Source organism: Glycomyces harbinensis (genome assembly GCF_900101745.1).
Lineage (GTDB): Bacteria > Actinomycetota > Actinomycetes > Mycobacteriales > Micromonosporaceae > Glycomyces > Glycomyces harbinensis.
The window spans coordinates 44,055-56,231 of sequence record NZ_FNAD01000006.1 but is presented as its reverse complement, the minus strand read 5'-3'; the positions used below and the strand labels follow the sequence as shown (position 1 = coordinate 56,231).

General features: G+C 70.5%; 11 protein-coding genes. 1 reads left to right on the top strand and 10 read right to left on the bottom strand.

What is annotated here, in order from left to right:
- Position 1 precedes the first annotated feature (1 nt).
- The 9 genes from BLQ63_RS11735 to BLQ63_RS11695 form a co-directional block, all read right to left on the bottom strand.
- On the bottom strand, positions 2-832 hold the full coding sequence (locus BLQ63_RS11735) for a shikimate dehydrogenase (RefSeq protein ID WP_091034141.1): 831 nt from the start codon (positions 830-832) through the stop codon (positions 2-4).
- Entirely contained in the window at positions 829-2,097 is a 1,269-nt protein-coding gene (locus tag BLQ63_RS11730; RefSeq protein WP_091034136.1) for an endolytic transglycosylase MltG, read from the bottom strand. Before BLQ63_RS11730 ends, BLQ63_RS11735 begins: the two co-directional genes overlap by 4 nt.
- Before the next feature lie 7 nt (positions 2,098-2,104).
- The gene (gene ruvX, locus BLQ63_RS11725) at positions 2,105-2,587 is read right to left on the bottom strand and encodes a Holliday junction resolvase RuvX (protein ID WP_091034134.1); all 483 of its coding nucleotides are present in this window, start codon (positions 2,585-2,587) and stop codon (positions 2,105-2,107) included.
- Positions 2,588-5,269: an alanine--tRNA ligase gene (gene alaS, locus BLQ63_RS11720; protein WP_091034131.1), complete on the bottom strand. Its 2,682-nt coding sequence runs from the start codon at positions 5,267-5,269 to the stop codon at positions 2,588-2,590.
- 19 nt (positions 5,270-5,288) lie between these two features.
- On the bottom strand, positions 5,289-5,579 hold the full coding sequence (locus BLQ63_RS11715) for a hypothetical protein (RefSeq protein ID WP_143014853.1): 291 nt from the start codon (positions 5,577-5,579) through the stop codon (positions 5,289-5,291).
- A 75-nt stretch (positions 5,580-5,654) separates the two neighbouring features.
- Entirely contained in the window at positions 5,655-6,164 is a 510-nt protein-coding gene (locus BLQ63_RS11710; RefSeq protein WP_177154892.1) for a DUF948 domain-containing protein, read from the bottom strand.
- A 245-nt stretch (positions 6,165-6,409) separates the two neighbouring features.
- The gene (locus BLQ63_RS11705; protein ID WP_143014852.1) at positions 6,410-6,976 is read right to left on the bottom strand and encodes a hypothetical protein; all 567 of its coding nucleotides are present in this window, start codon (positions 6,974-6,976) and stop codon (positions 6,410-6,412) included.
- On the bottom strand, positions 6,969-8,363 hold the full coding sequence (locus BLQ63_RS11700) for a replication-associated recombination protein A (protein WP_091034115.1): 1,395 nt from the start codon (positions 8,361-8,363) through the stop codon (positions 6,969-6,971). The genes BLQ63_RS11705 and BLQ63_RS11700 overlap by 8 nt, the downstream gene beginning before the upstream one ends.
- A 133-nt stretch (positions 8,364-8,496) precedes the next feature.
- Complete coding sequence (locus BLQ63_RS11695) at positions 8,497-9,381, bottom strand: hypothetical protein (RefSeq protein WP_091034112.1); 885 nt, start codon at positions 9,379-9,381, stop codon at positions 8,497-8,499.
- A 248-nt stretch (positions 9,382-9,629) separates the two neighbouring features.
- Between BLQ63_RS11695 and BLQ63_RS11690 the strand changes: the two genes are divergently transcribed.
- A complete protein-coding gene (locus tag BLQ63_RS11690; protein ID WP_091034109.1) occupies positions 9,630-10,700 on the top strand; it encodes a PQQ-dependent sugar dehydrogenase in 1,071 nt (356 codons plus the stop codon).
- A 61-nt stretch (positions 10,701-10,761) separates the two neighbouring features.
- Here BLQ63_RS11690 and BLQ63_RS11685 read toward each other — a convergent pair whose 3' ends face one another.
- Positions 10,762-12,120 (bottom strand): serine/threonine-protein kinase, encoded by a 1,359-nt coding sequence (locus tag BLQ63_RS11685; RefSeq protein ID WP_143014851.1) that lies wholly within the window; start codon positions 12,118-12,120, stop codon positions 10,762-10,764.
- Positions 12,121-12,177 lie beyond the last annotated feature (57 nt).

Genomic DNA, 12,177 nt, shown 5'->3' with positions numbered 1-12,177 from the left:
CCTATTGTTCCTCGGAGGCGCTACGGGAGGGGACCGCGGCGTACAGGGCCTCGCGCATCGCGGCGACGGGTGCCCGGTCGACCCCCGTGAACTGGGTCCACTGGCGCACGGCCTGGGCGAGCAGCAGGGCCAGGCCGTCGAGGACGCGGACGCCCTCGCGCTCGGCCGCCGCGGCGAGCGGGGTCGGCCAGGGGTCGTAGAGGATGTCGAACAGGACCGTCTCGGCGCCCCAGATCGGGCGGAGGTCGTCGGTGACGCCCTTGGGCACCGTGCTGATGACCAGGTCGGCCCTGCCGCAGGCCCCGGCCTCGTCCCAGCCGGCGGTCCGGAGTCTCAGGCCGAGGCGGGATGCGACCGGCTCGAGTTCGGCGACGGCGACGCGGCGGCGGGCGTATACGGTGACCGAGGAGGCCCCCAGCTGCGTCGCCGCGGCGAGCGCGGCGCGCGCCGAGCCGCCCGCGCCGAGGACGGCGACCTCGCCGGCCTCCTTCATGCCGATCTCGGCCAGCGCGTCGACGATCCCGGGCGCGTCGGTGTTGTCCGCGAGGCGGCGCCCGCCCCGCAGGACCAGCGTGTTCGCCGCGCCGATGGCCTCGGCGACGGGCGTGGCCTCGTCGGCGACGGCGAGGGCGACCTCTTTGAGCGGCATGGTGAGCGAGAGCCCGGCCCAGGTCTCGTCGAGCGAGTCGACGAAGCGGGCGAGCGCGGGCTCGTCGCATTCGTGCCGCGTGTAGGTCCATTCGCGCAGGCCGGCCGCGGTGTAGCCGGCGTTGTGGATGACCGGCGAGAGCGAGTGCTCGATGGGTTTGCCGAGGACGGCCGCGCGCGTCATTGGATGCCGTTCTCCTCGGCGATGACGATGTTGTCCTGATGGTCCGCGTAGTCGTGCGCGAAGAGGGCGCTGCCGTCCTCGTAGGCGGTGACGAAGAAGAGCCAGTCCCCCGCCTCGGGGTTGGCGGCGGCCTCGAGGGCGGCGGAGCCGGGGTTGGAGATGGCGCTGGGGAGGTAGCCGGCGTGCTCGGGGGCGCTGGGCGACCACGGGTTGTCGGGGTCGCGCATGAGCGCGTACCAGTCGACGTTCTCGCCCGAGGTGATCGCCTCCTCGCCGTTGAGCAGGCGGCCGTAGTTCCAGATCGCCTCGCTCTCGAAGCAGTTGCAGTTGGTCTGCTCGTGCTCGATCCAGTTGAGGTAGAGCTTGTTGTACATGACCTGGGCGATCTTCGGGTCGTCGGTGGGAATGCCCGACTCGGACTGCACGATGGAGGCGATCTGGAGCGCCATCCACGGGTAGATCTTGAACTCGCCGTTGGTCTCCGGGTAGAACGTCTGCTCGGTCATGGCGCTGGGGTCGAAGTCGGGGTCGGGGTTCTGGATGTTCGCGAGGTCCTCGAGGAAGCCGATCTCCGCGATCTCGGTGTTGAACCGGTCGATCATCGCCGAGAGCATGTCGGCGGCGGTCCACTCCTCGTCGAACTCGTAGGTCGAGGGGAACAGGAAGCCCTCGACGGACTTGATCTGGCGGTCGGAGAAGCCCTCGAACCAGATCGGGTCGACACCGAGCGCTTCGGGGTCCTCGGCGGCGGCCTCGAAGTCCGCGACCGGGACGCCGGTGTGCTCGGAGAGGGTCTGGAAGACCTCGAACTTGCGGTAGCCCTCGGGGATGGTGACCGCGTTGGTCATGCGGTTGGCCTCGTCGAGGAGGAACGTCAGGGCCGCGGCGGCCGACATCTCGCCCTGCATGTTGTAGGTGCCCGGCTGGATGCTCTGCCCGGAGTCGCCGTCGTCCTCGGAGGCGTTCAGGAAGGCCTTCGCGGAGGCGACCACGCCCTCCTCTTCGAGGTGGGCGGCGATGTCGGAGACGAGCCAGCCGTCCTCGACGATGACCGTCACCTCGGTGCCGTTGCCCTCGCCGGAGAAGTCCTCGGCGACGAAGTACTCCTTGATGACGTTGTTGTAGGCCCACCAGCCGCCGACGCCGATGACACCGAACAGGGCCACGACCAGGGTCATGGCGACCAAGGACTTGCCCGAGTCCTTACGGCGGTGGCTCCGGGGCGACGCGTCGCGATCGTCCTCGGTCCTGAAGTCGCCGAGCATCCTGTTCTTACCTCCGCCGCTGGTCCAACCATTGCTGGAGGATCTCCACCGCCGCCGCCTGATCCACGATGGAGCGCTTCCGTTTGCCGCGCACGCCGCCTTCGTTGAGTCTGCGGGTCGCGACGGCGGTCGTCATGCGCTCGTCGGTCAGGGTCACCGGAACGGGTGAGACGTGGTCGGCGAAACGCTCCACCCACGCTCGGGTGTGGGCGGCTGCCGGCCCCTCCTCACCCGAAAGAGTAACGGGTAGGCCGACAACGATCTCGACCACATCGTATTCCCGGGCCGTTTCGGCGATTTCACGAATATCGGAAGGAATGTCCCCACCAGCGGTTTTGAGGTCGCGACGGACCGTCGCGACCGGAGTGGCGAGGAGGCCGTCGGGGTCGCACACGGCGACGCCGATGCGCGCCTTGCCGAGGTCGACGCCGAGACGGCGGCCCCGCCGCCACTCGGAAGCGGCGGCGGGGCCGGACGAAGTCTCCGTCATCTAGGCCGCGATGGCGCGGACGACCGCGTCGAGCAGCTGCGGCGCCTGGTCGGCGGGGACGCCGCCGCCCTGGGCGATCTCGTCGTTGCCGCCGCCCTTGCCCGACAGCGCGGCCTTGACCAGCTGCGCGGCCGAGACGTGCTGGGCCTGCGCGGCCTTGTTGGCCGCGACGACGATGCTGGCCTTGCCGCCGGCGGTCGCGACGACCGCCGCGACGCCCGGCTCGCCCTCGGGCAGGTGCCCGCGGATCTGGGTCGCGAGGTTGCGCACGTCGCCGCCCTTGGTGCCCTCGGGCGCCTGCACGGCCGCGACCTTGACGGCCCCGACCTGCTTCGCGGCGGCCGCGAACTCCGCGGCGCGGCCGGAGACGGCCTTCGCCTGGAGCGTCGCGAGCTCCCGCTCGGCGTCCTTGGAGCGCTGGAGGATCGCCCGGACGCGCTCGAGGACGTCGCCGCGCTGGGCGCCGATCTCCTCGGCGATCTGCGAGACGAGGTCCCGTTCGCGCGCGAGGTACCGGTAGGCCTCCATGCCGGTGGCGGCCTCGACGCGGCGCTGGCCCGAGCCGACCGAGGACTCGCCGGTGAGGACGAGCGGGCCGATCTGGGCCGAGTGCGACACGTGCGTGCCACCGCAGAGCTCGCGCGACCAGGGGCCGCCGATCTCGACGACGCGGACGGTCTCGTCGTAGGTCTCCCCGAACAGGGCGACCGCGCCGAAGTCCTTGGCCTCGGGCAGCGTCATGTACTTGACGGCGACCGGCAGGTCGTCGCGGACGGCCTTGTTGGAGACCTCCTCGACCTCGCTGCGGGTCTCGTCGGACAGCTTCGAGCGCCACGAGAAGTCCAGGCGCAGGTAACCGGGCCGGTTGAACGAGCCGGACTGCAGCGCGGTCGGGCCGAGCACCTCGCGCAGGGCCGCGTGCACCACGTGGGTGCCCGAGTGGGCCTGGCGGGCGCCGAGGCGCCACTCGCCGTCGACCGAGGCCTCGACCGCGTCGCCGAGGGCGAGGTCGCCCTCGAGGACGCGGACCTTGTGGACCACGAGCTTCTTGACCGGGCGCTGCACGTCCACGACCTCGGCGAAGAGGTTCGGGCCGACGAGCTTGCCCGCGTCGGCGTGCTGGCCGCCGGACTCGGCGTAGAACGGGGTCCGGTCGAGCACGACCTCCACGATGTCCCCGGACTTGGCCACCGGGATCGACTGGCCGTCCTTGAGCAGGCCGATCACCCGGGACTCGGTCTCCAGGGTCTCGTAGGCCTTCCAGTCGGTCGGGCCCTGCTCCTGGAGGATCTGCCAGTACGCGGACAGGTCGGCGTGCCCGGTCTTGCGGGCGGCCGCGTCGGCCTTCGCCCGCTGGCGCTGCTCGGTCATGAGCTGCCGGAACGCCTCCTGGTCGACCGAGAGCCCCTGCTCCTCGGCCATCTCCAGGGTCAGGTCGATCGGGAAGCCGTACGTGTCGTGCAGCTCGAACGCCTTGGAACCGGAGAGGGTCCTGCCGCCTTCGGACTTGGTCTCGGAGACGGCGGTGTCGAGGATCGTCGTGCCGTGCTTGAGCGTCTGGAGGAACGCCTCCTCCTCGCCGTAGGCGTAGGAGGAGATCCGCTCGAAGTCGGTGCGCAGCTCCGGGTAGGCGGTGGACATGCGCTCCATCGCGACCGGCAGCAGCTCGGGCATCGCGGGCTTGTCGTAGCCGAGCAGGCGCACGGCGCGGATCGCGCGGCGCATGAGGCGGCGCAGGACGTAGCCGCGGCCTTCGTTCGAGGGCACGACGCCGTCGCCGATGAGCATCAGCGAGGAGCGCACGTGGTCGCCGATCACGCGGAAGCGGATGTCGTCCGGGTGCGACTCGGACGCGGTGTGCGAGGTCGAGACGCCGTAGCGCTTCCCCGTCAGCTGCGAGGCCTTGTCGATGATCGGGCGGACCTGGTCGGTCTCGTACATGTTGTCGACGCCCTGGAGGAGCGCGGCCATGCGCTCCATGCCCATGCCGGTGTCGATGTTCTTCTTCGGCAGGTCGCCGGTGACCTCGTAGCCCTCCTTGGCGGGGCCGCCGCCGCGGATGTTCTGCATGAACACGAGGTTCCAGAACTCGAGGTAGCGGTCCTCGTCGACCTCCGGGCCGCCTTCGGGTCCGTAGTCGGGGCCGCGGTCGTAGTACAGCTCCGAGCAGGGGCCGCAGGGGCCGGGAATGCCCATCGACCACATGTTGTCGGCCTGGCCGCGCCGCACGATGCGGTCGAGCGGCAGCCCGATCTGCCGGTGCCAGATGTCGATCGCCTCGTCGTCGTCGAGGTAGACCGTGGCCCAGATCCGGTCGCCGTCCAGGCCCAGGCCGCCCGACTCGACCGAGCCGGTGGTCAGGTCCCAGGCGAAGCGGATCGCCTGCTCCTTGAAGTAGTCCCCGAAGGAGAAGTTGCCGTTCATCTGGAAGAACGTGCCGTGGCGGGAGGTCTTGCCGACCTCGTCGATGTCGGGCGTGCGGATGCACTTCTGCACCGACGTGGCGCGGTTCCAGTCCGGGGTCGCCTGGCCCAGGAAGTAGGGCACGAACGGGACCATGCCCGCGGGCACGAACAAGAGGTTCGGGTCCTCGAAGGCGGGCAGCGGTGCGCTGGGGACCACCGTATGGCCGTTGGACTCGAAGAACTTCAGAAACCGGCGTTGGATTTCAGCGGTCTCCATGGGGCACCTCCTTCAAGGTCTAGTACTGCCGGCCGGGCAGGGCCCGGTCGTCGTCTTCGTCTTCGGCGAGCAGCGGGGTGAGGTCCTCGCCGCGCTCGATCGCGTCGAACAGCTCGGCCTCCTTGGCCTGCTTGGCCTCAGAGACGTCCGCCCAGAACGCTTTGAGCGAGTCCCTCATTTCAGCACCGGCGCCGCCCACCCGCTCGGCGACCCCGCCGGGAGTGACCGACTCCGCGGCCTTCGTGAGCTTGCGGACCACGACCACGCCCACGGCGATGCCGATGCCTACCCAGATCATCCGTTTCAACACGGGAGCTCCTGATTCGATGTTCGCCGATGCCGCGCACCGGCGCCAGTCGATTTACGTGCGGCCGATCGCCGCAGGCTACTTGTCGGCCCTCTTGCGGGCCTTCGCGGTGCGCTTGGCCTCGCGCTTGCTCTGGCGGGACGCCTCGACCATGCGGCGCACCTGGTCCTCCTCGACGCCCTGGTTGCGCTTCTTCAGCGCGGTGCGCAGGCCGAACCCGAACGCGGCGGCCTTGACCAGCGGGGAGCCGACCGCGGAGACGACCAGGCTCGTGACGTTGGCGACGTTGGAGGAGACGTGCGCCGCGTTCTCGGTGATCGAGGAGACCTTCTCCAGTTCGCCCTCGACCTGCACGAGGCTGGCGTTGACGTTGTCGAGCGTGGTGTTCGCGTTGCGCAGGATCGGGCCGATCTCGTGGTCGACCTTGTCGAGCACGCTGTTGACCCGGCTCAACGTGCCGGTGGCCTTCCGGATCAGCCCTGCGGAGAGCCACAGGCAGGCGATGAAAATCGCGACCGAGATGATGAGGAGCGCGACCTCCCAGAGGCCCACGTTGTCGAACTCCACTGCCAAGGTCTCCTCAGGCACGCTGTCCCCCTGTCGCGAATACCGCCGGTGTCCGTCACCGTCGATGAAGTGTGTGGTCTCGCCGCTCGGGGGGCCTGAGCCGGATTGCGGCTCGCGAGCGTCGCCATGATGGAAACTGCGGTCACGGCGTCGTCGGGTCCTCGCGCGAACGGCGCGGTGTCGACCTTACCTTGCGGGACCGGACATCCGGCGCAACGGGGCGCGTCGGTCCACTGTCCAGTCCGGCCGGCGCGGGACGCGGGCGCTCAGGCCGCGTCCGGAGCCGATTCGCGCTCCTCCGCGAGGCGCGGCAGCGCGGCCTGGGAGGCCACCACCGCGGTCACCTCCGCGCCGACGCACAGCTCGTACCGGTCGTCGCATTCGACGGGCACCACCCACAGCTCGAGGTACAGCTCGTCGCGCGTGTAGCAGCCCTCTTCGCCCACGCCGCCGACGCACGTTCCGGGGTCGGCCGGGGTCCAGCCGGCGTTCAGGGCCGCCTCCCAGTACTCCAGGGCGGTGTCGTCCACGGTCCCTTCCGAGGTCCACGTGCGCATCCGCACCCGGCACTCCCCCAGGCACCAGCGGCTCCCGTAGGTCTCGTCGTGGACCGATACCGCGGCCCAGCCGGGGACCGACAGCTCGTCGGCGGCCCGGCGCGTCGGGTCGACCGTGACCGCCCGGCCCAGCCACAGCACCGCGGCGACCAGCAGCACGGCCGTGACGCCGACCGCGACCACCGTCATGCGCAGCCGCTCGATGCGCGTCCCGGTGTGCTCCAGGGTTGCCGCGAGACGGCTCGAGGAGCGCGGGCCCGGCCGCGGCTCAGTCATCGCCCGGATCCCGGTCGCGGTCCAGCCGGATGATCCGGCGCAGCTTCTCCAGCCGGTCGGCGATCTCGGCCTCGCGGCCGTGGCGGGTCGGCCGGTAGTAGTCGCGCCCGGCGACCACGTCGGGGGCGTACCGCTGCGGGACCACCCCGCGGGGGTCGCTGTGCGGGTAGACGTAGGCTGCGCCGTGGCCGAGGTTCCCGGCGCCCTTGTAGTGGGCGTCGCGCAGATCGGGCGGGACGGGGCCGATCTTGCCCTGGCGCACGTCCTTGATGGCCTCGTCGACGGCGGTGATGACCGCGTTGGACTTCGGCGCCGTCGCCAGGTGCACGACGGCCTGGGCGAGGTTGATCCGGGCCTCGGGCATGCCGATCCGCTCCACGGCGGTCGCGGCGGCCGTGGCCGCCAGGAGCGCGGTCGGGTCGGCCATGCCGACGTCCTCGGACGCGAAGATCACCAGGCGGCGGGCGATGAACCGGGGGTCCTCGCCCGCGACGACCATGCGCGCCAGGTAGTGCATCGCCGCGTCGACGTCGGAGCCGCGCAGGCTCTTGATGAACGCGCTGGCCACGTCGTAGTGGCCGTCCCCGTCGCGGTCGTAGCGGACCGCGGCGGTGTCGATGGCGGCCTCGACCACCGCGACGGTGATCTCGGGTTCGCCCTCGGCCCCTTCGGCATGCACGGTGAGGGCGGCGGCCTCCAGAGCGGTGAGGGCCTTGCGGGCGTCCCCGGCGGCGGTGCGCACCAGGTGCTCGCGGGCCTCCTTCGCGAGTGTGACCGCGCCGCCCAGTCCGCGCTCGTCGGCGACGGCCCGGTCGACGAGCTCGCCGACGTCGGTCGCGTCGAGCTCCCGCAGCGTCAGGAGCACGCAGCGGCTCACCAGCGGCGCGACCACGGAGAAGTACGGGTTCTCGGTGGTGGCGGCCAGGAGCGTGATGGTGCGGTCCTCGACCGCGCCCAGGAGCGAGTCCTGCTGGGTCTTGGTGAAGCGGTGGACCTCGTCGATGAACAGGATCGTCTGCGGGCCGCCGGTGCGGCGGACCCGGCGGGCCTCGTCGATGGCCGCGCGCACGTCCTTGACGCCCGAGTTCAGCGCCGACATCGCCCGGAAGCGCCGATCGCCCGACTGGGCGACGAGGTGCGCGATGGTGGTCTTGCCCGAACCGGGCGGGCCCCAGAGGATCACCGAGAGCGGCTGTCGGCCCTCGACCACCTGGCGCAGCGGCGAACCGGGGCCGAGCAGGTGGTCTTGGCCGATCAGTTCGTCCAGCGCGCGCGGGCGCATGCGTACGGCCAGCGGCTCGTCGCCGGTGGCCGATCCCGTGCCGAGGATCCCCGAGCCCTGCGGCTCCGGCGGACCGGCGATATCGAACAAGCCTGGTGCGTCCATGTCACCCTCAGCGTAAGCCATCTGCATGAGCGGACCGCAGATCTGGGCGCGGCGTATGACGCGGACCGGGCTTTCGGGTGACGCGCCGAAGGCCGCCGCGACGGCGCGCGGCGGCCTTCGGTTCGATCGGGGGCTACATGCCGCCGCCGAGGGCGGCGCCGAACTCCTCGAAGTCGTGGAGGTTGTCGGTGTCGGGGGCCGTGATCGTGTAGTCGCCGCCGATCTCGACGATCTCGCTGGTCATCTCCATGGTCATGCCCTGGTACTCGGGCAGGGACATGACCATGGTCTGCAGGAGGCCGTCGCCGTCGAGGGTCACGGTCACCTCGGTGCCGTCGACCAGTGCGCTGGCCTCGGCGCCGGAGGCCCCGGAGAGGGCCGTCATCGCCTCGGAGTCGGCGTCGAGCGTGCCGGTGAAGGTGCCGTCGGCGGTCTCCTCGACGTCGGTCAGGTCGGTGAGGATGAGCTCGGTCTGCTCGCCGAGGTCCATGCCGCCGTACTGGGAGTAGATGTCGCTGAGGGCCGCGTCCTCGGTGAGGTCCATGGTGAACCAGGCGTTCTCGCCGAAGTCCTCGGCCATGGCGTCGAACATGCCGCCGCTCATCTGCATGTAGAGGACCTTGTCGATGACGACGGTCTCGGTGTGCATGTCGCCGAACATGGAGCCCATCATCTCGGCCTCTTCGGGGGTGAGCTGCTCGCCGCTGGCCTCCATGAGGGCGCTCATGAGGATGTCGGCGCTCGCCTGGGAGTTCTCGCCGGCGTAGGTGCCGGAGGAGACCAGGTAGTCGAGGCCGTTGACCGTCATGGTCGACTCCATCTTGTACGAGGAGTCGTTGAGTCCCTCGACGGAGGCCAGGACGGCCTCCTGGGGGCTCAGCTGCGCTGCGGCCTGGTTGTCGGCGTCGCCGGAGCCGCCGGACGTGTCGTTCCCGCCGTCGCCGCAGGCGACGAGGGCCAGTCCGAGCGCGGGTGCGGCGATCGCGCCGGCGAGGCGCTGTGCGGTGCGGGAGGTCATGTGGGTTGCTCCTGGGTTCGGGGGACGCTGCGTGCCTGGATCTGAGCTTAAGGGACGGCCGCCGGAGGCCGAGGCCCAGAGGCTGTCACATTGCCGACTCGTTACCGGGCCGATTGCGGCCGTTGGCATCCGGAGGGCCTTGCCGTGACCGCCGCGGATCAGCGCCGGGGTTGCGGTTAATTGAAATCCATCTATATCATGATTTCTTCGCTTTCATCACCCGGCACCATGAGAGACAAGGAGCAGCCATGCGACGCAGACTGCCTGCCATCGGAGCGGCCATCGCCGGTCTGGTACTGGCCGCGGGCACGGCCACCGCCTCTGCCCAGGAGGAATCGGCGGCGCCCGCCGCCGTTCCCGAGTTCGACTTCCGCACCGGCGACACGGTCGCCACGGGGCTCACGATCCCCTGGGGACTCACGTTCCTGCCCGACGGCGTCTCGGCGCTCGCCGCCGAGCGCAACTCCGGCGATGTCCTTCGCATCGGCTACGACGCCGATCCGGTCGTGCTCGGGACCCTCGACGTCGTCGGCGGCACCAGCTCGTTCGACGAGCGGGGCCTGCTCGGCCTGGCCGTGTCGCCGACGTTCGCGACCGACGGCTGGATCTACGCGTACCTGTCGACCGAAGAGGACAACCGGGTAGTCAGGTTCACGCTCGACCGGTTCGAGCCCGAACCGGTCGTGACCGGGATTCCCTCGGCACTCAACCACAACGGCGGCCGCCTCGCGTTCGGGCCGGACGACAAGCTCTACATCTCGACCGGCGACGCGAACGACAGCGCCAACTCGCAGGACCTCGACAGCCTCGGGGGCAAGATCCTGCGCGCGAACCCCGACGGGACCGTCCCCGAGGACAACCCCTTCGAGGACTCGCTGGTCTACACCTGGGGCAACCGGAACGTCCAGGGCCTGACCTGGGACGCGGACGGCGAGATGTACTTCTCCGAGCTCGGCCAGAACACCTGGGACGAGCTCAACCGCGCCGAGCCGGGCGCGAACTACGGCTGGCCGGAGGTCGAGGGCACCGGCGGCGCGCCGGAGTTCGTCGACCCGCTGGTCACCTGGAGCACCGCCGAGGCCTCGCCTTCGGGGGCCGAGGTCGTCGGCGACACGATCTACATCGGAGCGCTGCGCGGCCAGCGCCTGTGGACGGTGCCGCTGAGCGGCGGCGAGGTGGGCGAGCCGGTGGCCGAACTGGTCTCGGAACTCGGCCGCATCCGCACGGTGGAGCTGGGCCCGGACGGCTGGCTGTGGGTCACGACCTCGAACGGCAACGGCGAGGACAAGGTGGTCCGGTACCGGCCGATCGGCAGTTAGGTGAGAGCGACGAGGCCCCCGAGCGTGCGCTCGGGGGCCTCGATGTCGTTGCGGGCGTGGGCTACACGCCCTCGCCGCCGTCGTCCGCTTCGCTAGTCGGCGCATCGGAGGTCGGTTCCTCGGTCGTCGGTTCCTCCGACGGCGTCTCACTCTGCGTCTCTGACGGCGTCTCGCTGGGCGTTTCCGAGGGCGTCTCGCTCGGGGTCTCCGAGGTCTCCTCCTCGGTCGTGGGCGTCCAGTCGTCGTCGTCTTCCTCGGTGGTGGTCTCCACCTCTGAGGTGACCTCCTCCTCCGAGGTGGCCGCTTCGCTGGAGCTCGTGTTGTTGTTCTCGATGTTGCCGCTGGGATCTCTGTCCCGCAGCACGTTCCACCAGATGAGCAGTCCGATGATGACCACTGCCGCCGTGACGGCGGCGGTGATGAGCCACGGGGTGAGGCGGCTCTTCTCCTCGTCCGGGGCCATCACGCCGGTGGGCTGCTCGGCGGTGTTGCCGCCGGCCGCGGCGCCGAACAGGGCCGTCTGGTCGGAGCCGAAGTACTGGGTCTTCTGGCCGTCCGAGGGGGTCGAGCCCGGCGAGGGGACGGCGCCGGTGACGACGTGGCCCTCGCGCGCCGAGCGGGCCATCTCCGCCGCGGAGGTGTAGCGGGCGCCCGGGTCCTTCTGGAGCGACTGGAGCACGACCTGGGCGATCCCCGCGGGGATGTCGCGGGAGAGCGGCGGCGGAGCCTGGGTCATGTGGCCGTTCATGACCGCGACGGGCGTGTCGGAGACGAACGGGGGCCGGCCCGTCAGCGCCTCGTAGGCGACGATGCCGAGCGAGTACAGGTCGCTCGCGCCGGTCAGTTCGGCGCCGTTGAGCTGCTCGGGAGACGCGTAGGCAAGCGTTCCCATGACGGTGCCGGTCTCGGTGAGGCCGGAGGCGCCGCGTGCCGCGGAGATGCCGAAGTCGACGATCTTGGTCGCGCCGGTCTCCTCGTCCACGAGCAGGTTCGCGGGCTTGATGTCGCGGTGGATGATGTCGTGGCGGTGGGCGGTCTCGAGCGCGTCGGCGGCGGTCGAGACGATCTGCATGACCTCGGCGGGAGGGAGCGGGCCGCGGTCGCGGAGGATCTCGGCGAGGGAGCGGCCCCGCACGAGCTCCATGATCAGGTAGGAGACGAGGCCGTCGTCGTCGGTGGTCTCCTCGCCGTAGTCGTAGAGCGCGACGATGCCCGGGGACTGGAGCGCGGCGACGGCACGGGCCTCGAGCTGGAAGCGGGCGCGGAACTTGTCGCTGTTCGAGAGTCCTGCGTGGAGTATCTTGATCGCGACCGCGCGTCCGAGTCTGGTGTCGGTGCCCTTCCAGACCTCGCCCATGCCGCCTGCGGCCAGCCGCTCGTCCAATCGATAGCGACCCGCCACCAAGGTCCCGCTCTGCACGTCGAACCCGCTCCTCGTTACTTCTGCGTCGGCCGGATGTTACATATACCAGGCACT

What these genes read in the sequence shown, in the direction of transcription:
- BLQ63_RS11730 (WP_091034136.1), bottom strand. Translation starts at nt 2,097, where the DNA reads ATGCTCGGCGACTTCAGGACCGAGGACGATCGCGACGCGTCGCCCCGG.
- BLQ63_RS11695 (WP_091034112.1), bottom strand. Translation starts at nt 9,381, where the DNA reads ATGACCTCCCGCACCGCACAGCGCCTCGCCGGCGCGATCGCCGCACCC.
- BLQ63_RS11705 (WP_143014852.1), bottom strand. Translation starts at nt 6,976, where the DNA reads ATGACTGAGCCGCGGCCGGGCCCGCGCTCCTCGAGCCGTCTCGCGGCA.
- ruvX (WP_091034134.1), bottom strand. Translation starts at nt 2,587, where the DNA reads ATGACGGAGACTTCGTCCGGCCCCGCCGCCGCTTCCGAGTGGCGGCGG.
- BLQ63_RS11690 (WP_091034109.1), top strand. Translation starts at nt 9,630, where the DNA reads ATGCGACGCAGACTGCCTGCCATCGGAGCGGCCATCGCCGGTCTGGTA.
- BLQ63_RS11700 (WP_091034115.1), bottom strand. Translation starts at nt 8,363, where the DNA reads ATGGACGCACCAGGCTTGTTCGATATCGCCGGTCCGCCGGAGCCGCAG.
- BLQ63_RS11735 (WP_091034141.1), bottom strand. Translation starts at nt 832, where the DNA reads ATGACGCGCGCGGCCGTCCTCGGCAAACCCATCGAGCACTCGCTCTCG.
- alaS (WP_091034131.1), bottom strand. Translation starts at nt 5,269, where the DNA reads ATGGAGACCGCTGAAATCCAACGCCGGTTTCTGAAGTTCTTCGAGTCC.